General features: G+C 67.0%; 25 protein-coding genes. 16 read left to right on the top strand and 9 right to left on the bottom strand.

The genetic code is table 11. From position 1 onward, the window contains the following. The 3 genes from minC to minE form a co-directional block, all read left to right on the top strand. A partial coding sequence (gene minC / locus CCS01_RS01535; RefSeq protein WP_146101526.1) for a septum site-determining protein MinC occupies nucleotides 1-421 on the top strand: 421 nt, incomplete at its 5' end. A 12-nt stretch (nucleotides 422-433) separates the two neighbouring features. Continuing rightward, nucleotides 434-1,249: a septum site-determining protein MinD gene (gene minD / locus CCS01_RS01530; protein WP_104517069.1), complete on the top strand. Its 816-nt coding sequence runs from the start codon at nucleotides 434-436 to the stop codon at nucleotides 1,247-1,249. Next, nucleotides 1,246-1,545 carry a cell division topological specificity factor MinE gene (gene minE / locus CCS01_RS01525; protein ID WP_104517068.1) on the top strand — a complete coding sequence of 100 codons (300 nt, stop codon included), beginning with the start codon at nucleotides 1,246-1,248 and terminating at the stop codon, nucleotides 1,543-1,545. The genes minD and minE overlap by 4 nt, the downstream gene beginning before the upstream one ends. 1,785 nt (nucleotides 1,546-3,330) lie before the next feature. Here the strand turns inward: minE and CCS01_RS01520 are convergent. Both CCS01_RS01520 and CCS01_RS01515 read right to left on the bottom strand, forming a co-directional pair. Beyond that, nucleotides 3,331-3,810: a YaiI/YqxD family protein gene (locus CCS01_RS01520; protein ID WP_104517067.1), complete on the bottom strand. Its 480-nt coding sequence runs from the start codon at nucleotides 3,808-3,810 to the stop codon at nucleotides 3,331-3,333. After that, nucleotides 3,811-5,040 carry a DEAD/DEAH box helicase gene (locus CCS01_RS01515; protein WP_104517066.1) on the bottom strand — a complete coding sequence of 410 codons (1,230 nt, stop codon included), beginning with the start codon at nucleotides 5,038-5,040 and terminating at the stop codon, nucleotides 3,811-3,813. Nucleotides 5,041-5,612: 572 nt separating this feature from the next. Between CCS01_RS01515 and CCS01_RS01510 the strand changes: the two genes are divergently transcribed. After that, on the top strand, nucleotides 5,613-5,960 hold the full coding sequence (locus CCS01_RS01510; protein ID WP_104517065.1) for an antitoxin Xre/MbcA/ParS toxin-binding domain-containing protein: 348 nt from the start codon (nucleotides 5,613-5,615) through the stop codon (nucleotides 5,958-5,960). Between the two features lie 9 nt (nucleotides 5,961-5,969). Further along, nucleotides 5,970-6,554 (top strand): RES family NAD+ phosphorylase, encoded by a 585-nt coding sequence (locus CCS01_RS01505; protein ID WP_204848100.1) that lies wholly within the window; start codon nucleotides 5,970-5,972, stop codon nucleotides 6,552-6,554. Nucleotides 6,555-6,785: 231 nt separating this feature from the next. On the opposite strand, the gene CCS01_RS01500 is transcribed toward CCS01_RS01505, so the two are convergent. Beyond that, complete coding sequence (locus CCS01_RS01500) at nucleotides 6,786-8,192, bottom strand: dipeptidase (RefSeq protein ID WP_104517063.1); 1,407 nt, start codon at nucleotides 8,190-8,192, stop codon at nucleotides 6,786-6,788. 95 nt (nucleotides 8,193-8,287) lie between these two features. Here CCS01_RS01500 and CCS01_RS01495 point away from each other — a divergent pair, with 95 nt between their 5' ends. The 3 genes from CCS01_RS01495 to otnC all read left to right on the top strand — a co-directional run bounded on the left by CCS01_RS01495 (nucleotide 8,288) and on the right by otnC (nucleotide 12,672). After that, entirely contained in the window at nucleotides 8,288-9,307 is a 1,020-nt protein-coding gene (locus tag CCS01_RS01495) for a glycosyltransferase family 4 protein (protein ID WP_104517062.1), read from the top strand. Nucleotides 9,308-10,767: 1,460 nt separating this feature from the next. Further along, nucleotides 10,768-12,036, top strand: coding sequence for a 3-oxo-tetronate kinase (otnK, locus tag CCS01_RS01490; RefSeq protein ID WP_104517061.1), 1,269 nt, complete (start codon nucleotides 10,768-10,770; stop codon nucleotides 12,034-12,036). 3 nt (nucleotides 12,037-12,039) lie between these two features. After that, entirely contained in the window at nucleotides 12,040-12,672 is a 633-nt protein-coding gene (gene otnC, locus CCS01_RS01485; RefSeq protein WP_104517060.1) for a 3-oxo-tetronate 4-phosphate decarboxylase, read from the top strand. A 73-nt stretch (nucleotides 12,673-12,745) separates the two neighbouring features. Here otnC and CCS01_RS33445 read toward each other — a convergent pair whose 3' ends face one another. The 4 genes from CCS01_RS33445 to CCS01_RS01470 form a co-directional block, all read right to left on the bottom strand. After that, entirely contained in the window at nucleotides 12,746-13,261 is a 516-nt protein-coding gene (locus CCS01_RS33445; RefSeq protein WP_158258183.1) for a histone, read from the bottom strand. Nucleotides 13,262-13,326: 65 nt separating this feature from the next. Then, nucleotides 13,327-13,542 (bottom strand): hypothetical protein, encoded by a 216-nt coding sequence (locus tag CCS01_RS33440; protein ID WP_158258182.1) that lies wholly within the window; start codon nucleotides 13,540-13,542, stop codon nucleotides 13,327-13,329. A gap of 238 nt (nucleotides 13,543-13,780) precedes the next feature. Then, the gene (gene prpC / locus CCS01_RS01475; protein WP_104517059.1) at nucleotides 13,781-14,935 is read right to left on the bottom strand and encodes a bifunctional 2-methylcitrate synthase/citrate synthase; all 1,155 of its coding nucleotides are present in this window, start codon (nucleotides 14,933-14,935) and stop codon (nucleotides 13,781-13,783) included. A gap of 16 nt (nucleotides 14,936-14,951) precedes the next feature. After that, nucleotides 14,952-16,451, bottom strand: a complete 1,500-nt coding sequence (locus CCS01_RS01470; protein ID WP_104517058.1) for an MmgE/PrpD family protein — start codon at nucleotides 16,449-16,451, stop codon at nucleotides 14,952-14,954. A gap of 177 nt (nucleotides 16,452-16,628) precedes the next feature. Between CCS01_RS01470 and CCS01_RS01465 the strand changes: the two genes are divergently transcribed. Beyond that, nucleotides 16,629-17,624 carry an N-carbamoyl-D-amino-acid hydrolase gene (locus CCS01_RS01465; protein ID WP_104517057.1) on the top strand — a complete coding sequence of 332 codons (996 nt, stop codon included), beginning with the start codon at nucleotides 16,629-16,631 and terminating at the stop codon, nucleotides 17,622-17,624. A gap of 1,231 nt (nucleotides 17,625-18,855) precedes the next feature. Here the strand turns inward: CCS01_RS01465 and CCS01_RS01460 are convergent. Beyond that, nucleotides 18,856-19,497, bottom strand: coding sequence for an aspartate/glutamate racemase family protein (locus CCS01_RS01460; RefSeq protein ID WP_104517056.1), 642 nt, complete (start codon nucleotides 19,495-19,497; stop codon nucleotides 18,856-18,858). A gap of 136 nt (nucleotides 19,498-19,633) precedes the next feature. Here CCS01_RS01460 and CCS01_RS01455 point away from each other — a divergent pair, with 136 nt between their 5' ends. From CCS01_RS01455 to purS, 7 genes are all read left to right on the top strand, one after another. After that, nucleotides 19,634-20,050 carry a DUF983 domain-containing protein gene (locus tag CCS01_RS01455; protein ID WP_239991966.1) on the top strand — a complete coding sequence of 139 codons (417 nt, stop codon included), beginning with the start codon at nucleotides 19,634-19,636 and terminating at the stop codon, nucleotides 20,048-20,050. Next, nucleotides 20,047-20,547 (top strand): UPF0262 family protein, encoded by a 501-nt coding sequence (locus CCS01_RS01450; protein WP_104517055.1) that lies wholly within the window; start codon nucleotides 20,047-20,049, stop codon nucleotides 20,545-20,547. Before CCS01_RS01455 ends, CCS01_RS01450 begins: the two co-directional genes overlap by 4 nt. Beyond that, nucleotides 20,544-21,632, top strand: a complete 1,089-nt coding sequence (gene mtnA, locus CCS01_RS01445; RefSeq protein ID WP_104517054.1) for an S-methyl-5-thioribose-1-phosphate isomerase — start codon at nucleotides 20,544-20,546, stop codon at nucleotides 21,630-21,632. The genes CCS01_RS01450 and mtnA overlap by 4 nt, the downstream gene beginning before the upstream one ends. Nucleotides 21,633-22,257: 625 nt before the next feature. Then, a complete protein-coding gene (gene gorA, locus CCS01_RS01440; protein ID WP_104517053.1) occupies nucleotides 22,258-23,625 on the top strand; it encodes a glutathione-disulfide reductase in 1,368 nt (455 codons plus the stop codon). Between the two features lie 727 nt (nucleotides 23,626-24,352). Further along, nucleotides 24,353-25,066 (top strand): NRDE family protein, encoded by a 714-nt coding sequence (locus CCS01_RS01435; RefSeq protein ID WP_104517052.1) that lies wholly within the window; start codon nucleotides 24,353-24,355, stop codon nucleotides 25,064-25,066. 104 nt (nucleotides 25,067-25,170) lie between these two features. Beyond that, the gene (gene purC / locus CCS01_RS01430) at nucleotides 25,171-25,935 is read left to right on the top strand and encodes a phosphoribosylaminoimidazolesuccinocarboxamide synthase (RefSeq protein ID WP_104517051.1); all 765 of its coding nucleotides are present in this window, start codon (nucleotides 25,171-25,173) and stop codon (nucleotides 25,933-25,935) included. After that, nucleotides 25,932-26,174 carry a phosphoribosylformylglycinamidine synthase subunit PurS gene (gene purS, locus CCS01_RS01425; RefSeq protein WP_104517050.1) on the top strand — a complete coding sequence of 81 codons (243 nt, stop codon included), beginning with the start codon at nucleotides 25,932-25,934 and terminating at the stop codon, nucleotides 26,172-26,174. Before purC ends, purS begins: the two co-directional genes overlap by 4 nt. Nucleotides 26,175-26,303: 129 nt before the next feature. On the opposite strand, the gene CCS01_RS01420 is transcribed toward purS, so the two are convergent. Further along, a partial coding sequence (locus CCS01_RS01420) for a hypothetical protein (protein ID WP_204848099.1) occupies nucleotides 26,304-26,556 on the bottom strand: 253 nt, incomplete at its 5' end.

The following is a 26,556-nucleotide window of genomic DNA, read 5'->3' as shown; positions in this document are numbered from 1 at the left end:
TCATGTCGCCGCCCAGGCCGCCCCCCAGGCCGCCCCCCAGGCCGCCATGCCGGGCGCCGCGCCGCATGTCGAGCCGCACGCCCATGCGGACGCCAACACGCTGCTGATCGACCAGCCGGTGCGCTCCGGGCAGTCCGTGGTGTTCGAGCGCGGCGACATCACCATCCTGGGCTCGGTCGCCTCGGGCGCCGAGGTGATGGCGGGCGGATCGGTGCACGTCTACGGAACGTTACGCGGCCGGGCCATCGCCGGACTGGCGGGCAATGCCAACGCGCGGATCTTCTGCAGCAAGCTGCAGGCGGAGCTGCTGTCGATCGACGGCGTCTACCAGACGGCGGACGACATGCCCGCGCGGATCCTCGGCAAACCGGTGCAGGCCTGGCTCGAAAACGATCAGATGAAAATCTCGGTTCTGGAATAAAGGGGAACGCGTATGGGCAAGGTCCTGGTGGTAACGTCCGGCAAAGGCGGTGTCGGCAAGACGACCTCGACCGCCGCCCTGGGCGCCGCTCTGGCCCGCAGCGGCGAGAACGTCGTGGTCATCGATTTCGACGTCGGGCTGCGCAACCTCGACCTGGTGATGGGGGCGGAACGCCGCGTGGTGTTCGACCTGATCAACGTGGTGCAGGGCGACGCCAAGCTGGCGCAGGCGCTGATCCGCGACAAGCGCATCGACACGCTGTCGCTGCTGCCGGCCTCGCAGACCCGCGACAAGGATGCCCTGACCAACGAAGGCGTGGACAAGGTCGTCGCCGAGGCGCGGGAAAAATTCGACTGGGTGATCTGCGACAGCCCCGCCGGGATCGAGCGCGGCGCCCTGCTCGCCATGCGCAACGCCGACGTCGCCATCGTCGTCACCAATCCCGAGGTGTCGTCGGTCCGCGACTCCGACCGCATCATCGGCATGCTGGATTCGAAGACGCTGAAGGCGGAGCGCAGCGAACAGGTGGAAAAGCACCTGCTGGTCACCCGCTACGACCCCAACCGGGCGACGCGCAACGAAATGCTCAAGGTGGACGACGTCCTGGAGATCCTGTCGATCCCGCTGCTCGGGATCATTCCGGAAAGCGAGGAAGTCCTCCGCGCGTCCAACATGGGTTCCCCGGTGACGCTGAACAATCCGGACAGCGCCCCGGCCCGCGCCTACTTCGATGCCGCCCGCCGCCTGAAGGGCGAAGAGGTCGACGTCGTCGTCCCGCTCGACCGCAAAGGCCTTATCGGACGTCTGTTCGGCAGGAGAGTCGCATGAACCTGATGAGCCTGTTCCGCAAGAGCAGTTCCGCGCCGGTCGCCCGCGACCGCCTGCAGGTGCTGCTGGCGCACGAGCGCAGCGTCATCGGCAAGTCCGACCTGCTGGCGACGCTGCAGGAGGAGATCCTGGCGGTGATCGCCAAGCACATCACGGTGGAGCGGGAGGCGGTGCAGATCAAGATGGACCGTGGCGCCTCGGTCTCGACGCTGGAGATCGACGTCGAGGTGCCGTTCGACCCGACCAAGGCGGGTCCGCGGCCCGACCCGAAGCCGAGCGTGCCGGCTTCGGCCTGAACCGGATCATTCCTCCCCGCCCCTGGCCCTGCGGATCGCGGCCCGGGCGAGCACGTCGATGGTGTCGGCCATGGGACCACGCAACGCCGCGGCCGGATTGGCCTGGACGGCAAGCGGGTCCGCAGTGCATCCGGGCACAATGGCCGATGGGCCGCACAGGGCAGGACTATGTGCCACCTCGACCAGCGAACCGCACGCAGGTTGAGATATCGTCCTGATTGAAGGAACGGCTTCGGGCGTCCTGTTTGCGACGGGCCCGACACGCCGCGTCGGCGCCACCATGACGGAGTGTGCGGCGGGCGAGTGCCGCCGTCGTTGCCCCATCGTCATGGCCGGGCGTGTCCCGGCCATCTGCGCTTCGACGGTGGGGGGTGGATGACCGGGACAAGCCCTACAGGATGCACAGATCTTGGAAACGGTCCGCCGCGGCCGTGACCCATGCCGTCACGGCCGGTGCGGGTTTCACCCGCAGCAATCAAGCGAACACGGAGTTCCACGGTGTTGGCACGGAGTTCCGCAGAGTCTTCCGAGGCGCCCGCAACATGGTTGCCCCCTTGCCTGCGTTCGCGGTCACCAGGCACACGAGGTCATAAGGCATTGATTGGCTTGGCGCGTGAGAACAAGCAACACATGGACAGGGCACACACGAATCGAATTCCGCCAAAAACCTCAACTTTTCCAAACACCCCGTCATAGGCCACGAGCAACGGCACTGCACACGCTAAACTTGCGTCTTTGCAACTTGTTGTCCTTGAGAAGCTGACACCTCGCAGGCCACGGCCAATTTTTTCCTTCGCATCTCCTTGCCCGAGACACCGTTCCGCAGGCTGTAGACCATCCATAGACACACGTGTCCAAGAAGCAGTCGATGCTGTAACAAAACCAGGTCACTGAAACGTCATACAAATTCCCGCCGTGTGCCTGTGCACCGCAAACTCGGGCCTTGGCGGCATCCGATGATTTCATGCGCTTCGCGCGAAGCGCAATATTCTCTTCCTCTGCGGAACTCCGTGCCAACACCGTGGAACTCCGTGTTCGCTTGATCGCGGAGACAAATCCACCCCCACCCCATCCCGCTACGGCGGTCGTACATCTTCGGAATGAGTTTTCACAACGCTTATTGACTGCATCAGCCTGCCCCGCGGCAATGGAGTCGGTCCTGGAGGCTCTGGTGCCGCTCGCCACCCGGAAACGTCCGTGCCGGTTGATCCGGCCGTGTTGAAATCCGATCGGCCATCCACACACCGGCGCCGCCTCGACTCAACGAAAACGACGGCCGATCCCGATGCCGCTCAAACAGACGGGCCACGGGGATGGAGACTGAACCTCCGGCGAGCGGTACGGGGACAAGGATGACACGCGATGCATCCTTGTTCTGGTGCCTCGAAGCCAGATTGTTCCGGATATGTACGACCGCCGTAGCCCCATCCCGGTGGGCACGATGCCCCACGCCCGATGTGCGGGTCGTGCCACGGCGACGTGGTCCAGCGCATCCTCGGCCGGTAGCTTGCCGGGCAAACGCAGGGCCGCGACGGCGGCAATGTTCCCGGGCATTGGCGGGCGCTTGCTTCTGCGATTGTTTCCAGGATGTGTGCATGCGGTAGGGACACGCCCAGCCATGCCGGTGAGGGAGAAGCCCTTGCTCCGCCGGACGCCCTATCCTGACACGCCCGGCCATGACGATGGGACAACGGGCCTCTTGCCAGACCCGCAATCGCGGTGCCGACGCCGCCGGCTGGCCAACCTGATCCGCTTGATCGAGGACCCGACCGGTCACGACGCAGGCTACGGCGGTCGCGCCATTGGTGGCCGGGGCCGCCGGGCCGCGGTCAGCAGCGTATCGAGGCTGTTGAGGAACTGCGAGCGGTCCCGCTTGCCCATGGGCGCCGGGCCGCCGGTGTTCAACCCGATCTCCCGCAGGTGCCGGCCGATCTCGCGGCCCGCCAGGGCGTTGCCGATGTTGTCGGGCGTCCAGACCCTGCCGTTCGCGGACAGGGCGCGCGCGCCCGTCGCCAGGCAGCGCGCGGCCAGCGGGATGTCGTTGGTGACGCAGACATCCGCGCCGCCGATGCGCCCGGCGATCCAGTCGTCGGCGACGTCGGCCCCGGCCGCGACGGTGACCATGGTGACGTTCGGCCATTCACTCCGGCGCATCGGACGCGAGCCGTTCGCCACCACCACCACCGGCACGCCGTGGCGGTGCGCGACGCGACAAGCCTCGTCGCGCACCGGGCAGGCGTCGCCGTCGATGAACAGCGTGGTCATTTACGCCGCGGAGCGCATGCTCCGGTTGCGGTCGTTGGCGCGGCGGCGCTTCGCCTGACCCGGCGCCGACGGACGCTTCGGCTGGTGCGCCATCGGCGGCGGCGCCTCGCCGACGACGGCGATCGTCTGCTTCATCTGCCGCTCGATCTGGCGCAGCGTGCCGCGCTCCGACGGATCGCAGAAGGAGATCGCCACGCCCGCGGCGCCGGCGCGCGCGGTGCGGCCGATGCGGTGGACGTAGCTCTCCGGCTCGGCCGGCAGGTCGAAGTTGATCACGTGCGACACGCCGGTCACGTCGATGCCGCGCGCGGCGATGTCGGTAGCGACCAGCACGCGGGCGCGGCCGGTGCGGAATTCCCGCAGCGCCTTCTCACGCTGCGGCTGGCTCTTGTTGCCGTGGATCGCGTTGACCTGGATGCCGGCGTTCTCCAGCACGCCGGCGACCTTGTTGGCGCCGTGCTTGGTGCGGGTGAACACGATGACCCTCGACAGCGCGTCGTCGCCCAGCATCGACAGCAGCAGCGACTGCTTGCCGCTCTGCGCCAGGTGGTGGACGAACTGCTCGATCTTCGGCGCGGTTTCCTCCTTGCGGGCGATCTCCACCCGCACCGGGTCGCGCAGCAGGCTGTTGGCCAGGCCGGCGACCTCGTTCGGCATCGTGGCCGAGAACAGGCAGGACTGCCGCCGCGGCGGCAGGGCGGAGACAATGCGGCGGATGTCCTTGATGAAGCCGAGGTCAAGCATCCGGTCCGCTTCGTCCAGGACGAAGTGGGTCACCGCGCCGAGCTGCAGCTCGCGGGTCTGCATCAGGTCGCAGACGCGGCCGGGGGTGCCGATGACGATGTCGGCGCCGCGGCGCATCGCCTCGACCTGCTTGAAGCGGCTGGCGCCGCCGATGATCACGACCGTGCGCAGGCGGACGTGCTGACTCAGCGCCCGGGCGGTCTCGTCGATCTGCAGGGCCAGCTCGCGCGTCGGCGCCAGGATCAGGGCGCGGGTGACGAACGGCGCGGGCCGCACATGGTGGGCGGCGAGATGCTGCAGCATCGGCAAGGTGAAGGCGGCGGTCTTGCCGCTGCCGGTCTGCGCGATGCCCAGCAGGTCCTTGCCGTCGAGCAGCGCCGGGATCGAGTCGGCCTGGATCGGCGTCGGGACCAGGAACTTACGGGCTTCAAGCGCACGCAACAGCGGTTCGGCCAGGCCGAGTGCCGGGAAGGTAGGATGGGTCACGAGTACAGGTTTGCTCCAGCGCCCGCCCGGTTGATCGAACGGCAGGCACCTGATGGTTCGCCACCCCGCGCGATCAGTTGGGGGCGAAGGGTTTTCAGATGGAATTTTTCCGGAAATACGGGCCGGAGAGGACCCGCCAATCACGCCATCACGGAAAGACCCGACTGATATCGGGGAAGCCGGCGGGGATTGCAAGGTCTTTGTGCGGCACGGCATCGCTGTCGGCCATTGTCCTCGGCCATTGTCCAGGGTCCACACCTTGGGCTGGCCATCGGGAGGAACGGTCAGTCCAATTCGTTGACGACATTCATGTTTCATGATATAGGCTCTCTGAAACAGAAATGTTAATTCCCCTCGGCTGCAATGATGGCATTTCACCTGTGGCTGCGATCGCCGCAGTCGCCCGCCTGCCACGTCGGACGATGTGAGCATCCGGATAATCCTCGCACAGACGGACGGCGGGATGCTTTCCGGGTGATCGGCCCGGTTAACCGGGTGATCGGCCCGGTTAATCGGCAATGAGGAATCAGGTGTGGAATGCGCGTTCAACCAACAACGGAAGAAGACAGGTCATGAACGCCAAATCCGGCGCCATTGCCCGATTCATTGACGACCTGAGCGACGAAGGCGGCCTCAGCGGCACCGATCTCGCCAATATCACCGATGTCTCAAAGGCAACCGTTTCCCGCTGGAAGTCAGGGACGGTCAGGCCGCAGCCAGGCACGCAACTCGTGCTGTCGGACCTGCACTACATCGTCGGCCGGTTGCGGGAGTATTACACGGCCAACGAGATCAGGACGTGGCTCTACGCGCGTCATCCGCAACTCGGTGGGACACGGGCCATTGACCTCATCAATCAGAACCGTTCGGAGGACGTGCTGCGCGTCCTCGATCGTCTGGATGCAGACGCGTATCTTTGACCGATGGCCATGCGCCCGGCCCGCGATCAGCGCCTGCTGGATTCGCTCGAAGCTGTTCCGCCGGAGCCATTCAGCGGCACCGCGTGGCGCGTCGTTCGCGACGGCCGCAATCCGCGGCAATGCAGCGCCGTTGGCGGCCGGTGGGACAATCGGTGGGATGACCGGACCTTCGACGTCCTGTACACATCCTCGAACGCCGATGGTGCCATTGCCGAAATGTATTTCCACCTGAGACGCGGGCAGCCAGTATTCCCCTCCCAGGTGCGCTACCGGCTGTTTGAACTCAGCATAACGCTGTCGTGCTGCCTGCGCTTTGCCTCCCCGGAAGATCTCGCTGCACTCGGCTTGCGTATCGAAACCTTCGGGCAGATGTCCCACGCCGAACGTGAGCAGGAATATCCGCGCACCCAGGAAATCGCGGAAGCCGCGCACTTTATTGGCCGCGACGGCCTGATCGTGCCGAGCGCGCGGTCGGAGTGGCCCAACATCGTGGTCTTCTGCGATCCCGCCGGACCGGGCGCAGCCGAGGTCGTCAGGGACCACGGGTTGGTCGACTGGGACCAGCGCAAAGTGACGCCGCCTGGCGCTTATTGAGCCGGCCTCGTTCGTTTGAGAGCCTGCTTGACCGGATTCCTCTTTCACAGGATCGGTAAAGCCGCCTGCCACGACAGCGTCATCCGCACCGGGCCGCGCGACGTCCCCCGATCCCCTGTGGCCCTCCATCCCCCTCGGCTTCGTCTCTGTGCGAACAGAAATACGCCATCAACCACGCTACCCCCGCCAGGGACGCACCACGCCGAACCACCACGGCCGGATCTGTAACGCCTACCCGCCCGCCAGCTTCGCCAGCAGCCGCACATGCGAGCGGATGCCGTGGTGGAAACACCCCTCCTCGAACTTCTCGTTCGGGCTATGCACCTGGTCGTCGTCCAGCCCGAAGCCCATCAGCAGCGAATCCAGCCCCAGGATCGTCCGCAGCGCCGTCACCACCGGGATCGAGCCGCCGCTGCCCACCATCACCGCCGGCCGGCCGTACTCCGCCTCCAGGGCCGCCAGGGCGGCGCGGACGTGGGGGGAATCGACGTTCACCTCGATTCCCGGCGCACGCGAGAACGCCGCGAAGGTCGCCGTCGCGCCCGGCGGCAGGCGGTCGGTGACGAACTGCCTGAACTGCGCCATCACGTCGTCCGGGTCCTGGTTCGGCACCAGCCGGAACGACACCTTCGCCGACGCCTCCGAGGCGATCACCGTCTTGCTGCCCGCCCCGGTATAGCCGCCCCAGATGCCGTTGATGTCGGCCGTCGGCCGCGCCCACAGCCGCTCCAGCGCGCCGTAGCCACGCTCCCCCACCGGCTGCGCCAGGCCGATGCCGCCCAGGAACGCCGCCTCGTCGAAGCCCAGCGCGTCCCACTGCGCCCGCTGCGCGTTCGAAACCGGCGCGACCTTGTCGTAGAAGCCCGGCAGCTGGATGCGCCCGTCCGCGTCGTGCAGGTCCCCCAGGATCTTCGTCAGCGCGTTGATCGGGTTCAGCGCCGAGCCGCCATACAGGCCGGAGTGCAAATCGCGGTTCGCCGCCGTCAGCGTCACCTCGGCATAGGTCATGCCGCGCAGCCGCGTCGTGATGGCGGGCGTGTCGATGTCCCACATCCCGGTGTCGCTGATCAGCGCCATGTCGGCCGCCAGCGCCGCCTTGTGCCCGCTCAGGAACGCATCGAGGTTGACGGAGCCGACTTCCTCCTCGCCCTCGATCAGCACGGTGATCCGCGCCGGGATGCCGCCGCCGGCTTCATGCCAGGCCCGCAGCGCCTGCAGGAACATCACCGTCCGGCCTTTGTCGTCCACCGCGCCCCGCGCCACGTAGCGCTTGCCGTGCGGGCCGTCGGCGTACTGCGGCTCGAACGGCGGGCTGTGCCACAGCGACACGGGATCGACCGGCTGCACGTCGTAATGGCCATAGAACAGGATGTGCGGCCCCGCGTAGTCCACCGGTCCGGCGAAATGGCCGACGACGATCGGATGCCCCGCGGTCGGATTGACCGTGGCGGTGAAACCGAGCCCGGCCAACTGGTGGCGCCACCATCCCGCCGCCCGCACGCAATCCGCCTGGTGCGCCGGCTGCGCGCTGATCGACGGGATGCTCAGCAGCTCGAACAGCGTCTCGCGTGAGGCGGCCAGGTTGGCATCGGCATAGTCAAGAACGGCGGCGACGGCCGGCGGCGCTGGGGCTGGCATCAGGGACTCCATGATCGAAGTCCCCCAGTCTGGCCGATGCCGCGCGCGGTTTCAAACCGGGTGACAGCGCCGGCCGGATTGGTCAGACTCGCGGCATGCATGTCAGTCTGTTCGTCCCCGGCCCCATCGCCACCGTTTCCGGCAACTACCTGTATGACCGCCGCATGGCCGAGGGCCTGCGCGACCTGGGCCATGCGGTGCAGATCTTCGAGCTGGACGGCCGCTTCCCCAATCCCGACCAGGCCGCGATCTACGCCGCCCGCACCGCCTGGGCCGCCATGCCCGACGGCGCCCTGCCGCTGGTCGACGGCCTGGCGCTGCCGGCGTTCGACGGTCTGCCACTGCACCGCGTCACCGCGCTGATCCACCATCCGGTTTCACTGGAAACCGGCCTGGCCGAGGAAACCCGCCTGCGCCTGCACACCATAGAGGCGGCAATGTTCCGCGCCGTCCCGCGCCTCGTGGTGACAAGCGAACCCACAGCCGATCGGCTGGCGCGGGAATACGGCGTGTCGCATGAGCCGATGACGGTCGTCACGCCCGGTATCGACGACCTGCCGCGCAGCACCGGCTCCTCCGGGCCCACCCGCCAGATCCTGTCGGTCGGCGCGCTGATCCCGCGCAAGGGACATGATGTGCTGCTGCGCGCGCTGAGCCGGCTGTTCGACCTGGACTGGTGCCTGACCATCGCCGGCGACCCCCGCCGCGATCCGGTTCACGCCAACGGCCTGCACGCGCTGGCCGAGAAACTGCACGTCGCCCGCTGCGTCCATTTCGTCGAGGAACCGGACGAGGCACTGTGGCAGCAGGCCGACGTGTTCGCGCTGGCCTCGCATTTCGAGGGCTACGGCGTGGCGATCGCCGAAGCCCTGCGGCGTGGCCTGCCCGTCGCCGTCACCAATGTCGGCGCGGTGGCGACGCTGGTCGCGCCGGACGCGGGCGTCGTCGCCGCGCCCGGCGATGCCGAGCAACTGTCGAAAGCCATGCGGCGGCTGATCTTCGACACCGCCCTGCGCCACGGCATGAGCGAGGTCGCCTGGCAATCCGGGCGCACCCTGCCGTCGTGGGAGGAGCAGGTGAAACGTCTGGCGGACATCCTGGCTTCGGCCTCATAGGCGCTGGCTTCGCGGTCGGGCGGCACGGTCGCTGCCCCAACGCCGTGGTGGGCGAAGGCCCACCATCCACGCCTTCTGCTGATATCGGCATCGCAAGGCGTGGATGGCGGCCCGGAGCCTGTGCTCCGGCTTGTCCCGGGTAGCCATCATGACGACAATGCACTCACATCGCCTGTGCCCATATTTTATGGCTTCGTCCCTCATTGTCCTGAATGCCAGACCGCGCGTTGCAACAGGAACAGCCCGGTCGCGTTTGAGCCGTCGCGACCGCAGGCCGCAACACAATCGGCTCTGCGCGCTCTGCGTTGAATTGCGGTGGCCGGGGCGCCACCGGCGTTGATGGCCGGGCGACTCACCGGCAACGCCGCTCTTTGTGGCGGCACCGCATTTTTGCAACGCAGAGACCGCAGAGCGGCGCGCAGAGCACGCAGAGAAGGGATTCCGGTGGCCTGCGGCCGCGATGGCTGTGCGTTGATCACCGTGCCTTCTGTCATGGCCAGGATAATGAAGGCCGGATCGATAACGCCTATGGGGCGGAGGCCCGGTACCCACGCCTTGCGGTGCCGAACCAGACAAAGGCATCGATGGCGGCCTGCGCCGCTACGGCATGCACACATCCCGGGAACAGCCCGGGCCGCCTTGGCCGGATACCGCAGGAGTGCCTTCGTACCGATTCCGCAGCGGTACAGATCGGCATGAGGCGACCAAGAGGATGACAGGCCGCCACACCCCCACAGTGACGCGTGCCCCGGTATCTTGCTACGGGATGCACACATCCCGGAAACGAGTCGGAAATGACCGTAAAACCAAGTACTTGCCTCACGGCCGAGAGCGTTCCCCCATCGTCATGGCCCGGCTCGTCCGGGCCACCTATTCCAGCACGTGTGCCGCGACAGGTGGCCCGGACGAGCCGGGCCATGACGAAAGGGAAACGCCGCGGCGGACCGCTTCCGAGATGTGTGCATTGCGTAGGGTATCTTGGCGTCTTGGCGTTTTATCGGTGGAACCAGCCGCACGGGCCAGCGGCGCAGCGCACCCGTCAGCGCCGGGCGCGGTGGCACCGTTCCTGTTCAACGCCAAGCCGCCAAGATACCTGGGTTCCCGTCGCCGTCCGGCCCGGTGTCACGCGCCTGATCGCGGCAGGCGGCGGCATGCTGGCCATGACGATGGGGCCCGGGCCGCGGCAGACCGTTTCCGGGATCTGTGCATGTGGTAGCCTGCGCCGGGGGGCATGCCTTAGCCGCCATGACGACATGGGCAGTTCGCCGCGCCCGACCGCCTGAGGGCCCGGGGCGAAACAACCGATCCGCCGGAGCCTGTGCCCGGGCTTGTCCCGGGTAGCCACCATGACGGCTAAAGCGTCCGTGCCACAATGGGAGCGGTTATTCTGCATCAAGCCCCGCGTTATCGCCTATGGGCCTCGGCCCGCCGAACAACGACACACACAGGAGGAACCAGTCATGCTGCTGGGTGCGATCGCCGATGACTTCACCGGCGCAACCGATCTTTGTTCCATGCTGGTCCGCGGCGGCATGCGCACCGTCCAGGTGATTGGCGTGCCCTCGGCGGACCAGGCGCCGCCGGATGCCGATGCGGTCGTGGTGGCGCTGAAATCGCGCACCGCGCCGGTGCGGCAGGCGGTCGACGAGTCGCTCGCCGCGCTGAAGTGGCTGCAGGCGGCCGGCGCGCAACGCTACTTCTTCAAATACTGCTCGACCTTCGACAGCACCGAGCAGGGCAACATCGGGCCGGTGGCGGATGCGCTGGTCGCCGCGCTCGGCTGCGGCTTCGCCCTCGCCTGCCCGGCGTTCCCGACCAACGCCCGCACCGTCTACCAGGGCCATCTGTTCGTCGGCAGCGTCCTGCTGAACGAAAGCGGCATGGAGCATCATCCATTGACGCCAATGACCGACGCCAACCTGGTGCGCGTGCTGTCGCGCCAGACCGACGGCGCCGTCGGTCTGGTGGCTTTCGCCACCGTCGACCAGGGCGCGGCCGCGATCCGCGACGCGATGACCCGCCTGAAGGAACAGGGCCGCCGCTACGCCATCGTCGACGCCATCACCGACGCGCACCTGATGGCCATCGGCCAGGCCGCCGCGAGCCACGCGCTCATCACCGGCGGATCGGGCGTGGCGATGGGCCTGCCGGACAATTTCCGCCGCGCGGGGCTGCTGTCGGCTGAAACCAATCCCGCCGCCCTGCCCCCCTTGGAAGGCGCCTGCGCGGTCGTCGCGGGCTCCTGCTCGCGCGCGACGCTGGCGCAGCTTGGCTACGCGCGCAACCACCTGCCGGTGTTCGACCTCGACGCCCTGGCAACGCCGGATGCCGCCGCGCTGAGCGACGCGGCGCTGCGCTGGGCGGCGGACAAAATCAGCGATAAGCCGGTGGTGATCGCCGCGTCCGCGCCGCCGGACCGCGTGACGCTGCTGCAGTCCCGCCTCGGCCGCGAGCAGGCGGGCACGCTGATTGAGGATGCCGTCGCCCGCATCGCCGCCGGTCTTGTCGAACGTGGCGTGCGCCGGATGGTCGTTGCCGGTGGCGAAACGTCCGGCGCGGTCGTCGGGCGGCTCGGCGTGCGGTCGCTGCGTATCGGCGGCGAGATCGATCCGGGCGTGCCCTGGACCTACGCATCCGGCAGCGGCCCCGACCTGTTGCTCGCGCTGAAATCGGGCAACTTCGGTGCAACCGATTTCTTCCTGAAAGCGTTCCGCGTGCTGGAAGGCTGAGCCATGGACGAGCAGGAGACCAGACAGCTGTTGTGCGAACTGGCCGCGAGCCTGTTCGCGCGCGGCTTTTCCGTCGGCAGCGCCGGCAACATCAGCGTGCGGCTGCCCGACGGCTACCTGATGACGCCGACCAATTCGAGTCTTGGGCGGCTTGATCCGAAGCGGCTGTCGAAGCTGGATGCGGACTTTCGGCATGTCGACGGCGACAAGCCGTCGAAGGAAGTCTTCATGCACCGCGCCTTCTACCAGGCACGCACAGATGCAGGCGCGGTGGTACATCTTCATTCGACGCAGGCGACAGCCGTATCATGCCTGCCGGATGTCGATCCGTCGCAGCCGATACCACCGCTGACACCGTATTTCGTCATGCGCGTCGGACGGCGGATGCCGGTCGTTCCGTATTATCGGCCTGGCGACCCGGCGATGGAGCCGGCGATCCATGCGGCGGCGCGCGATGCTCGTGCGGTGCTGCTGGCGAACCACGGCCCTGTCGTTTCGGGCAAGACGCTGACCGATGCCGTCTATGCCGCCGAGGAACTGGAAGAAGCAGCCAAGCTGTTCCTGATGGTGCGGGCGCACGCGCCGCGGCTGCTGACCGCCGCGCAGGTGGATGATCTGCTGGCAACGTTCGGATAGGCAAACGCTACCGTGCGCGACAAAAGAAAAAGGCGCCGCGAGGCGCCTTTTTCATGGCATCCGCGGGATGCAATTACTCCTGCGGTTCGCTCGCGGCGATCGGTGCCGGCTCGGGCGCGGGCGTCGCGACAGCAACCAGTTTCGGCTTGCGCGTCACCTTGCGGGCGGCCTTCTGCGCGACCGGGGCCTTGGCGGCGGCAGCCTTCCGCGTGGCGGGCTTGGCGACCGGCTTGGCGGCAACGGCCTTCTTGGTGGCCGGACGGCCGACAGGACGCTTTGCCGCCGGCGCAGCGGCCTTCTTTGCCGTCGACTTCGCCGGAGCCTTTGCGGTGGCCTTCCTGGCAACGGCTTTCTTCGCCGGCGCCTTCGCGGCGGTCCTGGCCGGAGCAGCGGCCTTCTTCGCCGTTGTCTTGGCGGCAGCCTTCTTCGCGACGGGCTTGGCAGCCGCCTTCTTCGCGGCCGGCTTTGCGGCAGCCTTCTTGGCAACCGGCTTCGCAGCGGCCTTCTTCGCCGGTGCCTTCTTCGTCGCCGCCCGGATCGCCATTGGCTGGGCACGCGGGGTTTCAATGGTGGTGTCGTCAGTGCTCACCTGTGCAACTCCTTTTCTGAACCTGCTGTCGTTGTCATGCGCTTTGGACGAAGCCGTCGGGCGAGTCATGTCGGAATCCAACCGGTGGTTTGTTTCATCGGCAGACCAGTCAATGCATGGCCGTGGCCGGACGAACGCCAACCGTGGTGTTGGACCGGGGTCGAGTGCGGCACGAAGGCTTCAACGATCTGCCTTCCGTCGTGCCTGTCCGCATGACCCAGTGCGGCACGTGTCGTCGTGCTTGATTGACTCTTCTGCGGCTTTCCAAGGTCGCGGTCCATTGACCGTCCTTCTGCTAAACGTCCCCGCGCATCGATCGGCCCAACAAAAACAGCGAATCGATTCGCGAACACAGATTCCGCTATTCCTTGTCCCGGCACACATGTCAACGAAAAGCAACAGGGAGAGTGATTATTTGGCGAAAAAATTTCTTTGCGCAGCATTTCGGGGACGGACGAAAAAGCAAAACCGCCGCGGCATCGCTGCCGCGGCGGCTTCGTTCGGCCCGGAAAAAGCGTTTCAGCCGCGATGTTCGATCGGGATGAACTTCAGATTCTCCGGCCCCGTATAGTTGGCCGTAGGACGGATCAGCTTGTTGTCCACGCGCTGCTCCATCACGTGCGCCGCCCAGCCCGACGTGCGCGCAATGACGAACAACGGGGTGAACATCGCCGTCGGGACGCCCAGCATGTGGTAGCTGATGGCGCTGAACCAATCGAGGTTGGCGAACATCTTCTTCGCATCCCACATCGTCTTCTCGATGCGGTCGGCAACGTCGAACAGCTTCATCGAGCCGGCGTTCTGCGACAGCCGGCGCGCGACTTCCTTGATCACCTTGTTCCGCGGATCGGCCACGGTATAGACGGCATGGCCGAAGCCGATGACCACCTGCCTGGCCTCGAGCCGCCTGCGGATATCGGCCTCGGCTTCATCAGGCGTGGCATAGCGATTCTGGATCTCGAACGAGACCTCGTTCGCGCCGCCATGCTTCGGCCCGCGCAGCGCGCCGATGCCCGCGGTGATCGCCGAATACATGTCCGCGCCCGTGCCGGCGACGACGCGGCAGGTAAAGGTCGAGGCGTTGAACTCGTGCTCGGCGTACAGGATCAGCGAGGTGTGCATCGCCCGCACGAACAGCGGCGACGCCGGCTTGCCGTGCAGCAGGTGCAGGATGTGGCCGCCGATGGAATCGTCGTCGGTTTCGACCTCGATGCGCTTGCCGTTGTGCGCGTAATGGTACCAATACATCAGCATCGAGCCCAGCGACGCCATCAGCCGATCGGCGATCTCGCGGGCGCCGGCGGGGTTCTGGTCGTCCTTCTCGGGCAGCAGGCAGCCCAGCACGGACACGCCGGTGCGCATGACGTCCATCGGATGCGTGCACGGCGGCAACGCCTCCAGCGCCGTCCGCAGCGCCATCGGCAGGCCGCGCATCGACTTCAGCTTCGCCTTGTAGTCCTCCAGCTCGGCGCGCGTCGGCAGCGTGCCGTGCACCAGCAGATACGCGATCTCCTCGAACTCGCAGGTGTCGGCGACGTCCAGGATGTCGTAGCCACGGTAGTGCAGGTCGTTACCCGACCGTCCGACCGTGCACAGCGCGGTGTTGCCCGCGGTGACGCCGGCCAGGGCGACGCCTTTCTTCGCGCGGACAGGAACCTCTGTTGTCTCACTCATAGTGAAGTCCTCCTTCTTACAAAATGCCGGGCTTGCCGGCTTCCAGCGTGCCGGCAGGCGCGGCGACGTTCAACCGGTGCAGGTCGCCGGCCGGCAGGCGCGGCAGCTCCTGCACCGCTTCCAGGAAACGGTTCGACTCCCGCGGCGTGATGATCCCATCCGTCATGACCTGGAACTTGCGGATGTAATCGTCCCGACCGAACGGCCTGGCGCCGAGCGGGTGCGCGTTGGCGACCGCCATCTCATCCTCCAGCTTGCTGCCGTCGCGCAGGAAGATCTCGACGCGGCCGCCGAACGACAGCTCGTTCGGATCGGTGGCGCGGTAGCGGCGCGTCCACTCGGGGTCTTCCGTCGTTTCGATCTTGTGCCACAGCCGCACGGTGTCGGCGCGGGCCGCGCGCTTCGGCGCATAGCTGTCGATGTGGTGCCAGGTGCCGTCCTGCAGCGCCACCGCGAAGATGTACATGATCGAGTGGTCGAGCGTTTCGCGGCTCGCCTTCGGATCCATCTTCTGCGGGTCGTTGGCGCCGCTGCCGATGACGGTGTGCGTGTGATGGCTGGTGTGGATGACGATCTTCTCGACGGCGTCGAAGTCGCCGATCTTTTCCCGCATGCGGAACGCGAGGTCGATCAGCGCCTGCGACTGGTACTCGCCGCTGTGCTCCTTGGTGTAGCTGTCCATGATGCCGCGCTTCGGCTCGCCCGGCGCCGGCAGCGGCACCACGTAGTGCGCCTGCGGACCGTTCAGCATCCAGGCGATGACGCTGTCCTCGCCTTCGTAGATCGGGCTCGGCGCGCCTTCGCCGCGCATCACGCGGTCCACCGCCTCGATCGCCAGCTTGCCGGCATGTGCCGGCGCATAGGCTTTCCAGGAGCTGATCTCGCCCTTGCGCGACTGCCGCGTGGTGAAGCTGACATGCACGGCCTGCTGCACCGCCTGGTAAATGATGTCCTGCTTCAGGCCCAGCAGCGTGCCGATGCCGGCGGCCTGCGCCGGGCAGAGATGCGCGATATGGTCGATCTTGTGCTCGTGCAGGCAGATCGCGCGCGTCAGGTCGATCTGGATTTCATAGCCGGTGGCGATGCCGCGGATCAGGTCCCTGCCCGACTTCTCCTTCGTCTGTGCCACCGCGAGTATCGGCGGAATGGTGTCGGCGGGGTGCGAGTAATCGGCGGCCAGGAACGTGTCGTGCATGTCCAGCTCGCGCACCGCCACGCCATTCGCCCAGGCCGCCCATTCCGGGAAGACCCGCTTGCCGGACGGAACGCCAAAGATCGAGGCGCCGGATTTGTTCGGGCGCGCCAGCGCCATGTCGCGGGCCGAGACGACGGCACGGCGGTTCAGCGATGCGATCGCCACCGCGGCATTGTCGATGATGCGATTGATGATCATCGCGGCGACGTCCCTGGGAACTGCAACCTTGTCGGCGGCGACGCCGGCAATCTTCCAGGCAAGTTGGTCCTCGCGCTTCAGGCTGGCCTTTGAAGGGCTGACCCTGACGTCATGCTCGATCATAATCGTCCTCCATCACCCTCCTGGCAGGCAATAAAACCGCAGCGGAGGCGTCCCGGCCTGCAAGATCACATCCCCGCGGCGTGCTTCGTAGTGACGCGCCACCGGAACGGCAAGCTGCGTTGATTGCGTACCGGCGGGAAGCTGGCATGTTCTTGCTTTCAGCGAAGGAGTCGTGATTTGTCCCGCATCATCACCGTCGCTGCCGCGCAACTCGGGCCGATCCAGAAGACCGAGCCGCGCTCGTCCGCGGTTGCGCGCATGATCAGGCTGCTGGAACGGGCGCACCGGCGCGGCGTGGAACTGGTCGTGTTCCCGGAACTGGCGCTGACTACGTTCTTCCCAAGGCATTACCACGCGGACATCGCCGAGGCGGATCACTGGTTCGAAACGGCGATGCCGTCGGCGGAAACGGCGCCGTTGTTCGAAGCGGCGCGGCGCTACGGAATCGGCTTCCATCTGGGATATGCGGAACTCACGCGCGAAGCCGACGAAACCGGCATTGTCCGCACGCGCCGGTTCAACACCGCCATCCTGGTCGGGCCGGAGGGCGACATTCTGCTGAAATACCGCAAGGTGCACCTGCCCGGGCACGCCGAGTACGAGCCGCGACGCACCGTTCAGCATCTGGAAAAGCGATACTTCGAGGTCGGCAACCTGGGCTTCCCGGTGATCCGCGCGCCGATGGGCACGCTCGACGGGCTCAACCTGGGTATGCTCATCTGTAACGATCGCCGCTGGCCGGAGGCATGGCGCGTGCTCGGTCTGCAAAGTGTCGAACTGGTCGCCCTGGGGTACAACACCCCAAGCCTCAACATGGAGGGCGGTGGTTTCGAGGCACACCACCTGCGGGTGTTTCACTCGCATTTGTCGATCCAGGCGGGATGCTACCAGAACGCCTGCTTCGCTGTTGCCACCGCGAAGGCCGGAGTCGAGGACGGCGCCGAACTGTTCGGGCATTCCATCATCGTCAATCCGCACGGTGAGATCATCGCCATGGCGGCAAGCTGGGACGATGAGTTGATCACCGCGGACTGCGACCTGGATATGTGCCGCCTGGGGCGGACGACGATTTTTGCTTTCGACCGGCACCGGCGGCCGGAAACATACAGGCGCATCGTCGATCAGGTCGGCGCGGTGGAACCGCCGGTGTGGCGGAAAGCGGAGCCGCGTTGAGCGAAGCGGAGCGGGGTCGTCTCTCTATCGTTATGGCCGGGCTTGTGTGTGGTGTCGGCCGCCCAGGATTCCGCGCCCAGCCCCGAGCCTTTGCGGTGAACGGCACGATCGTCCCGGGTGGGTCGACGCGGCGGCGGAGCGTGGATTGCCGACCGCTCTCAACACGGAGAACGCGAAGGACACGGAACGCGAAGGACACACGGAACGCGAAGGGCACACGGAACGCGAAGGACACACGGAGGGCCACGAAGGGGTGTGAACGAGTCAGGCACCGCAGCGGCGCAGCCCCTTCTTCAGGCCTACCACGGTCGTACATCTCCGGAACAATCTGGCATCGAGGCACCAGAACAAGGACGCATCGCGTGCAATCCTTGTCCCCATACCGCTCGCCGGAGGTCCAGTCTCCATTCCCGTGGCCCGTCTGGTTGAGTGGTATCGGGATCGGCCGTCGTCTTCGTTGGGTCGAGGCGGCGCCGGTGTGTGGATCGCCGATCGGCTCTCAACACAGAGAAAGCGCGGAGGGCGCGAAGGGCCACGGAGACCGGGCCGGGCCGGGCGACACGCCAACCCGTTCGCACCAGCTCCGTGGCCCTCCCGGCCCTCCGCGCTTTCTCCGTGTTGAAAATCACGGCCGGATCAACGGGCACGGACGTTTCCGGGTGGCGAGCGGCACCAGAGCCTCCAGGACGGACTCCATTGCCGCGGGACAGGCTGATGCCGTGAACAAGCGTTGTGAAAACTCATTCCGAAGATGTACGACTACCGTAGCCTTCAGGCACGTGGCACGGACGGGTTCGGGCAGGCCCCGGCCGATGGCGCGACGCACCGCGATCGCCAGTCCGGTCATGCGGTTCGTTCGGTCCCGATACGCCGGCAAGGTCCGGTCTTCGTGGCCCTTCGCGGTCCTCCGTCGTCCTCCGTGTTAAAATTTCGGAAGGATGAACGGGCACGGACGCTTCCGGCGGCGCATTACCGCCTGCCAGGGATCAAACCCAGCCGGGCGGGGCGAAAGGCAGAGGGCCTTCCAAAACATCCAATGCGATCGGCATTTCCAGCAAGCGTTACTGCGGCGCACGCACATTTTGTATCGAAGATGCAGCGGACAGGCCCGGGCATCGGGCGGCACGGTTCGCGCCAGGGGTTGCGGCCACCTGTGCCGCGGCAGGTGGCCCGGACAAGCTATGACGATTTAGCAACGACAGATTCGCGTGTCCCGCGCCCCTCGCCCGGATCAGCCCCCGAGCGCCACCAGTGCCGCCCCCGCCGCCGCGCCGATCGGCTCGACCACCGGCACCCCGAGCGCCTGCCGCAGCGCCGCCGCATGATGCGCCATCCCCGTGCAGCCCAGGATGAGCGTCTCCGCCCCCATGGCCGCCAGGGCACCGCCGGCATCGACCAGCGCCGCGCGCGCCGCCTGCGGCTGCAGCAGCGTCTCCATTGCCATGTTCAGCGCGACCTCGCCGGCCAGGCGGTCCTCCAGGCCCATCGCCCGCAGCGCCTGGCGGTGCCGCTCCCTGGAGCTATCAACCATCGCGATGACGCCGAACCGCTCGGCCCGCGCCACCGCCATGGCGACGGCGGCGCGGAAGATCCCGAACACCGGCCGCTGCGTCACGCCGCGGACCGCCTCGATCCCCGGATCGGAGGCGCAGGCAATGACGAAGGCGTCGGCATCCGACCGCTCCACCAGCCGGCACATCGGCTCGACCACCGCATACCAGTCCCGCCAGGAACAGATCGCCGGCGGCCCTTCCCGCAGCGTCGCGACCTCCAGCGCCGGCCCGCCGCTGAACCGGAACGGCGCCAGGGCCGCGTCGATGCCGGCCGAGCACGCGGCGGAACTGTTGGGATTGATGACCAGCACACGCGCCATCCGCACAGTCTTTCGCCTCTGGCGAACGTGATCAAGAGACCCGATATGGTATTGCGTTGCAGCACAGCCTATCGTGTTGCCAATATTGACGCTCGCCGGGCGGCAGGCCCGCCGCGGCGGCCGGAAGGACCAGAGGATGATGCCCACGCGCTGGCAACCCGATCGGGATGCGACGACCAATGCCTGGCCGCAACCACCTTTGCTGACGGCGATTGGCCGCGGCCTGATGGGCCGTTGCCCGGCCTGCGGCGCGGCTCGGCTGTTCAACGGGTTCCTTCGGGTCACCAAGGCCTGCGCCAGGTGCGAGGCGCCGCTCGGCCTGGCCCGCGCCGACGACGCGCCGCCGTATTTCACCATCCTCATCACCGGTCACATCGTCGTGCCGTTGCTTTACACGGTGGACCGCATGGGGGAACCGCCGCTGTGGCTGATGTCGGCGATCTTCATTCCCCTCACGCTGTTCCTGGCGCTCGGCCTGCTCCGGCCCGTCAAAGGCGGCACGGTCGGATTGATGCTGACCCTGAACATGCTCAAGAGCGATCCCACCGCATGAATGGCGACGTCGTCTCCACGGCACGGCTGAACCGGGTGATCCTGGACGGGGACGTGCCCACCAACCTGCCGCCGTTCATCGAGGCGGACCGCGAGCAGGCGGTGGCCGATCTGGCGGCGGCGAACCATTTCGAGCCGCTGATCGGCACCGATCGGCCGGGGCCGTATGCGCTGCACCTGTCGATCCTGGAGGGGCGGCTGATCTTCGACGTGCGCGACACCACCGGCACGCCGCTGACCGCCGTGGGCCTGGCGCTGGGGCCGTTCCGCCGGCTGGTGAAGGACTACCAGATGCTGGTGGACAGCCACATCAAGGCGGTCGAGGAAGGGCGCGAGCAGCGCATCCAGGCCATCGACATGGGCCGGCGCGGCCTGCACAACGAAGGCGCGGAACTGATGACCCGGCGGCTGGCGGGAAAAATCGATATCGACTTCGACACGGCGCGCCGCCTATTCACCCTGGTCTGCGTACTGCATCAAAGGGTTTCCTCGCGATGAAGATTGACGGCCGTGACTACCGCAGCGTCTGGGTGGACGCCGATGACCACTGGTCGGTCCATATCCTGGACCAGACCAAGCTGCCCTGGTCGCTGGAGGTGCTGCGCCTGACCACGCGCGACGCGGCGGCGCACGCCATCCGGTCGATGCAGACCCGCGGCGCCCCGGTGATCGGCGCCGTTGCCGCTTACGGCCTGTGCCTGGCGCTGCGGGAAGACGCCTCGACCGAGGCGATGGAGCGCGACGCGGACCTGCTGAATGCGACGCGCCCGACGGCGATCAACCTGCGCTGGGCGCTCGACCGGATGCTGACCCGGCTGCGCAACACGCCCGCGTCCGAGCGCGTCGCCGTCGCCTACCATGAGGCCGCGCTGATCGCCGATGAAGATGCCGCCCAGAACGCGGCCATCGGCCGGCACGGCCTGCCGCTGATCGAGGCGGCGGTGCGCCCGGGCCGGCGGGTGAACGTGCTGACCCACTGCAATGCCGGCTGGCTGGCGACGGTGGACTGGGGCACGGCGCTGTCGCCGATCTATACCGCGTTCAACGCCGGGATCGACCTGCATGTCTGGGTGGACGAGACCCGGCCGCGCAACCAGGGCGCCGCGCTGACGGCGTGGGAACTCGGCAAGCACGGCGTGCCGCATACCGTGGTGGCGGACAATGCCGGCGGGCATCTGATGCAGCATGGCGAGGTGGATCTGGTCATCGTCGGCGCCGATCGGGTGACCCGCACCGGGGATGCGGCCAACAAGATCGGTACTTATCTGAAAGCACTGGCGGCGCGCGACAACAATGTGCCGTTCTGGGTGGCGATGCCGTCTACGACGATCGACTGGACGGTGTCGGACGGCGTGGCGGAAATTCCGATCGAGGAGCGTTCCGAAACCGAAGTGACCGAGATGACGGGGCGCATGGCGGACGGAACAATCGCCACGATGCGGGTGATTTCAGCCGGCAGCCCGGCGGCCAATCCGGCGTTCGACGTGACTCCGGCCCGGCTGCTGACGGGCCTGATCACCGAGCGTGGTCGCTGCCCGGCCTCGGCCGAGGGGTTGCTGGGATTGTTTCCTGAACGGCGCTGACGGCCGACGTCGCGGAGCAATCCCATTGTATGTGCCGATCAGGGATTGCTTCGCGTGTCGTATTGCTTCGCGTGTCGTCTGGCCCGGACGAGCCGCATAGGCGCTACAGCAGACCGCAGGTCGGTTGGGACAAGGCAACGGCGCACCCGCATCGTCATGGCCCGGCTCGTCCGGGCCACCTGTCGCGGCACACGTGCTGGAATAGGTGGCCCGGACAAGCCGGGCCATGACGATGAGGACAGGCCACCTGTGCGTCCCAAGCGACCTGCGGTCTGCTGTAACTTAGTGGGCTGGCAGCAAGGCCGTTGCTACAACGTCATGGCGCCCGCGTCCGGTCGCCTAAGTTAGCGCCTATGCGGACGAGCCGGGCCATGACGAGGAAGACGGGCCGCCTCTACGTCCCAACTTACCTGCGGTCTGCTATAAGTCAGCGCTTATGCGGACAACGCGCATACGCGCCACACGAAACCACAAGCCGGTTGGGACAGGGCGACGGCGTGTCCTCCACGTCGTGGCCGGCCTCCACCACCGTGACGTTGTGGTAATGGCCGTGCCGCCTGCTGCAACCTTGCGCTGTCATTCCCGCGGCCACACATTAGCCCGCGAGATGGAAAGAGGTGCGTTCATGGACTTCGACCTGTTTGTCATCGGTGGCGGTTCGGCCGGCGTTCGCTGCGCGCGGATTTCCGCCGGGCACGGCGCCCGTGTCGGCATCGCCGAGGAGCGCCACTGGGGCGGCACCTGCGTCAACATCGGCTGCGTGCCGAAGAAACTGCTGGTACAGGCCGGCGAATACGGCGGCTGGGCGGACGATGCCGCCGGCTTTGGCTGGACGATCCACAAGGGGCCGCATGACTGGGCAAAGCTGATCGCCGCCAAGGATCGCGAAATCAACCGGCTGGAGGGCATCTATCGCAAGCTGCTCAGCGGCGCCGGCGTCATCGTGTTCGATGGCCGCGCGACGTTCGTCGATCCGCATACGCTCGATGTGGCGGGCCAGCGCCTGACCGCAAAGACGATCGTCATTGCGACCGGCGGACATCCCGAGCGGCCGGCCATTCCCGGTGCCGAACTGGGCATCGTGTCGGACGATGCCTTTTATTTAAGGACGATGCCGCGGCGGATCGCGATTGTCGGATCGGGCTACATCGCCCTGGAGTTCGCCGGGATTTTCCGCGCCCTGGGGGCCGAGGTGCATCTGGTCTACCGCCAGCCGTTGCCGCTGCGCGGCTTTGACGAGGATCTGCGTGAGGCCGTGGCGGAGGCGCTGACGGCGCAGGGAGTGGTCCTGCATCCCGGTTGCCTGCCGAAGAAGGTCGAAGCGGACGGCGAGCGTCGCATCCTGACGTTCGGCGACAACGAGACAGTCGACGTGGACCTGGTGTTTTTTGCCACCGGCCGCAAGGCCAACGTCAAGGGCCTGCACCTGGAGAAAGCCGGCGTCGCACTGAACGCAAAGGATGCCATCCGGATTGACGAGCACCTGCGCACCACGCAGCCGCATATCTACGCGATGGGCGACGTCACCGACCGGATGAACCTGACGCCTGTCGCAACCGCCGAAGGCCATGCCCTGGCGGACACGCTGTTCGGCGACAACCCGCGCGGCGTCGCGCTGTGGAACGTTCCCTCCGCGGTCTTCACCACGCCGCCGATTGGCACAGTGGGTTTGTCGGAGGAACGGGCGGCGGCGCTGGGACCGGTCGATATCTATATGACTCGTTTCACGCCGATGCGGCATACGCTGACCGGGCGCAACCGGCGCAGCCTGATGAAGCTGGTGGTGGACAAGGCGACGCAGAAGGTCGTTGGCGCCCACATGCTGGGCGAAGATGCGGCCGAGATCATCCAGGGCGTTGCCATTGCCATCGGCATGGGCGCCACCAAAGCCGATTTCGATCGCACGATCGGTGTGCATCCGACCTCGGCCGAGGAGTTTGTTACTTTAAGGACACGGACGAGGACAACCGACCTGGCCGCGGCGGCGGAGTGAACGGTCGCCGTATTCGGTCCGGGCAAGTAATACCATCGAGCACTGGAGTGTCGCGCAGGGATCGCGTTTCACGACCGACGGAACGGATGCGGGCGCCAGGGCGCCCAGTATGCTGCATCGCCATACAAGCCTGGAGCGTCATGGCGGCGTGGCGCCGACCTCGCCCATTTGATGCGATCCCGCAGGCGCTGGCCGTCTCTCTATCGTCATGGCCGGGCGTGTCCCGGCCATCTGCGCTTCAACGGCGGGGGGGTGGATGGCCGGGACACGCCCTACGGGATGCACACATCTCGGAAACGGTCCGCCGCTGCGTTTCCCTTTCGTCATGGCCCGGCTTGTCCGGGCCACCTGTCGCGGCACAAGTGCTGGAATAGGTGGCCCNGTGCCGCGATAGGTGGCCCGGACAAGCCGGGCCATGACGATGGGGGAACGCTCTTGGCGCCCAGGCAAGCACTTGATTTTACGGTCATTTCCCACTCGTTTCCAGGATGTGTGCATTGCGTAGGGACACGCCCGGCCATGACGGTGAGGGAGAAGCCCTTGCTCCGCCAGTCCGCTTATCCTGATACGCATGGGGACACGCCCGGCCATGACGGAGGAGCAATGGCCGCTCCCGTTTTCGCCCGTCACGGTGCCGGCGCCGCCGGTGGCCGACTCCGCGATGAGTCGCTGTCCCCGGAACCGCAGGGGTAGGCAGCGCGGCCTGGACCGGCCATCTTAACCCATCGTGTGCACCGTCGTCGTCTCCGTCCGCCCTCGCCTGATCCTGCTCGCCGCCAACCGCGATGAACGCCTGGACCGTCCCTGGGATCCGCCCGCCGCCTGGTGGCCGGACCATCCGGGCGTCGTCGCCGGGCGCGACCGCACCGCGGGCGGGACGTGGATGGGCGTCAACCGCCACGGCGTCGCCGCCGCCGTGCTGAACCGGCCCGGCACCCTGGGGCCGCTCGCCGGCAAGCGCAGCCGGGGCGAGCTGCCGCTGATGGCGCTGGACCATCCGGCCGCCGCCGCAGCAGCGGACGCGCTGACCCGGCTGGATGCCTCCCTGTGGCGCGGCTTCAACATGGTCCTGGCCGACGCCGCCGGCGCCTGGTTCATCCGCGGCATCGGGCACGGACAGCCCAAAGCCACCCACCTGCCGGACGGAGTCTCGATGGTCACCGCGCACGACCCGAACGACCTGGGCAGTCCGCGCACCGCCCGGCATCTGGCCAGCTTCGAGGCCACCGAACCAACCCGCCCCGGCCACTGGGACGCCTGGCGCAGCATCCTGGCCGATCGGCGGGGCGAGTCGGCGGAGCAGATCAACGTCGCGCCGCACAATGGGTTCGGCACGGTCTGCTCATCCTTCGTTGCGCTCGCCCCCGGCTGCGGCCCGCTTTGGTTGTTCGCGGCCGGCCCGCCACACGCAACAGCATATGAACCTGTCACAATCGGCTGACACGGCGCTCTTTTGTGCTAGGGATACCGCTGCTATACCCGCCGCGCCGCGAGGCCGATCCTCGCGCCTCCGCGCGATGCGGTGACCACAACAGGGATTCCGCGATGGCCCGCCGCCGACAGCTCTATGAGGGCAAAGCAAAGATCCTGTTCGAAGGGCCCGAGCCGGGCACCCTCGTGCAGTATTTCAAGGACGATGCCACCGCCGGGAACGGCGCCAAGAAAGGCGTCATCACCGGCAAGGGCGTGCTGAACAACCGCATCAGCGAGTACCTGATGCTGCGCCTGCAGGAAATCGGCATCCCGACGCATTTCGTCCGCCGGCTCAACATGCGCGAGCAGCTGATCCGGGAGGTCGAGATCATCCCGCTGGAGGTCGTCGTGCGCAACGTCGCCGCCGGCAGCCTGGCGACCCGGCTGGGGATTGCCGAGGGCACCCGCCTGCCCCGCTCGATCATCGAGTATTATTATAAGAACGACGCCCTGAACGATCCGATGGTGTCCGAGGAGCATATCACCTGCTTCGGCTGGGCCAACACCGCGGACCTGGACGACATCGTCGCCCTGGCGCTGCGGATCAACGACTTCCTGTGCGGCCTGCTGCTGGGCGTCGGCATCACCCTGGTCGATTTCAAGCTGGAATTCGGCCGGCTGTGGGAAAACGACGAGATGCGCATCATCCTGGCCGACGAGATCAGTCCGGACAATTGCCGCCTGTGGGACAGCAAGACGAACGAGAAGATGGACAAGGACCGCTTCCGCCGCGACCTCGGCAAGGTCGAGGAAGGCTACCAGGAAGTTGCCCGCCGCCTGGGAATCCTGCCCGAGGCCGGTTCACGTGATCTGAAAGGCCCGGAGGTGATGCAGTGAAGGCGACGGTAACGGTCATGCTGAAGAACGGCGTGCTGGACCCGCAGGGCAAGGCGATCGCCCATGCGCTGGGGACGCTGGGGTTCTCCGGCGTGGCGGACGTGCGCGCCGGCAAGGTGATCGAGCTGGACCTGGCGGAGACCGACCCCGTCAAGGCGCGCGCCGCGGCCGAGGAGATGGCGCGGAAGCTGCTGGCGAATACCGTGATCGAGAGTTTCCGGGTGGCGGTGGAGGAGTAGAGCCACCTCCGCATCAGGCCAGGTCGGTGGTGGCGAGGCAGTCCTCATAGCCGATGCTGTGCAGGCGCAGCGTCTCATGCCCGGCCACGACCACCGGGGCACAGGATTTACGGCCGGAGGCTCGCCGCCTCATCCGCCGGGCTGGCCCGTCGGCGGGGCGATGCCGGCGACCAGGGTGGAAGTGCTCTCGGTCAGCAGGTCAATGCGCATCATTTCCCTGGCCCGCTCGGCCGGGGGCAGCCTGTCGAGCTCGGCAGTGCATTCGGCGGCGACGTCGGCCATGGCCTGCGCCCAGACGGTGCGGCGTTCCGCCTCGCTCATCGGCGCCGGGCGGGCCAGGGAAATGATGCGCATTGACCTGCTGACCGAGAGCACTTCCACC

It is taken from the genome of Rhodopila globiformis, from assembly GCF_002937115.1.
Taxonomy (GTDB): Bacteria; Pseudomonadota; Alphaproteobacteria; order Acetobacterales; family Acetobacteraceae; genus Rhodopila; species Rhodopila globiformis.
Note: the sequence above shows the minus strand (reverse complement) of the source record. Positions and strands in the feature narration are given on the sequence as shown.

What these genes read in the sequence shown, in the direction of transcription:
- minD (WP_104517069.1), top strand. Translation starts at nt 434, where the DNA reads ATGGGCAAGGTCCTGGTGGTAACGTCCGGCAAAGGCGGTGTCGGCAAG.
- minE (WP_104517068.1), top strand. Translation starts at nt 1,246, where the DNA reads ATGAACCTGATGAGCCTGTTCCGCAAGAGCAGTTCCGCGCCGGTCGCC.
- CCS01_RS01520 (WP_104517067.1), bottom strand. Translation starts at nt 3,810, where the DNA reads ATGACCACGCTGTTCATCGACGGCGACGCCTGCCCGGTGCGCGACGAG.
- CCS01_RS01510 (WP_104517065.1), top strand. Translation starts at nt 5,613, where the DNA reads ATGAACGCCAAATCCGGCGCCATTGCCCGATTCATTGACGACCTGAGC.
- CCS01_RS01505 (WP_204848100.1), top strand. Translation starts at nt 5,970, where the DNA reads ATGCGCCCGGCCCGCGATCAGCGCCTGCTGGATTCGCTCGAAGCTGTT.
- CCS01_RS01500 (WP_104517063.1), bottom strand. Translation starts at nt 8,192, where the DNA reads ATGCCAGCCCCAGCGCCGCCGGCCGTCGCCGCCGTTCTTGACTATGCC.
- CCS01_RS01495 (WP_104517062.1), top strand. Translation starts at nt 8,288, where the DNA reads ATGCATGTCAGTCTGTTCGTCCCCGGCCCCATCGCCACCGTTTCCGGC.
- otnK (WP_104517061.1), top strand. Translation starts at nt 10,768, where the DNA reads ATGCTGCTGGGTGCGATCGCCGATGACTTCACCGGCGCAACCGATCTT.
- otnC (WP_104517060.1), top strand. Translation starts at nt 12,040, where the DNA reads ATGGACGAGCAGGAGACCAGACAGCTGTTGTGCGAACTGGCCGCGAGC.
- CCS01_RS33440 (WP_158258182.1), bottom strand. Translation starts at nt 13,542, where the DNA reads ATGGACCGCGACCTTGGAAAGCCGCAGAAGAGTCAATCAAGCACGACG.
- prpC (WP_104517059.1), bottom strand. Translation starts at nt 14,935, where the DNA reads ATGAGTGAGACAACAGAGGTTCCTGTCCGCGCGAAGAAAGGCGTCGCC.
- CCS01_RS01470 (WP_104517058.1), bottom strand. Translation starts at nt 16,451, where the DNA reads ATGATCGAGCATGACGTCAGGGTCAGCCCTTCAAAGGCCAGCCTGAAG.
- CCS01_RS01460 (WP_104517056.1), bottom strand. Translation starts at nt 19,497, where the DNA reads ATGGCGCGTGTGCTGGTCATCAATCCCAACAGTTCCGCCGCGTGCTCG.
- CCS01_RS01455 (WP_239991966.1), top strand. Translation starts at nt 19,634, where the DNA reads ATGATGCCCACGCGCTGGCAACCCGATCGGGATGCGACGACCAATGCC.
- CCS01_RS01450 (WP_104517055.1), top strand. Translation starts at nt 20,047, where the DNA reads ATGAATGGCGACGTCGTCTCCACGGCACGGCTGAACCGGGTGATCCTG.
- mtnA (WP_104517054.1), top strand. Translation starts at nt 20,544, where the DNA reads ATGAAGATTGACGGCCGTGACTACCGCAGCGTCTGGGTGGACGCCGAT.
- gorA (WP_104517053.1), top strand. Translation starts at nt 22,258, where the DNA reads ATGGACTTCGACCTGTTTGTCATCGGTGGCGGTTCGGCCGGCGTTCGC.
- purC (WP_104517051.1), top strand. Translation starts at nt 25,171, where the DNA reads ATGGCCCGCCGCCGACAGCTCTATGAGGGCAAAGCAAAGATCCTGTTC.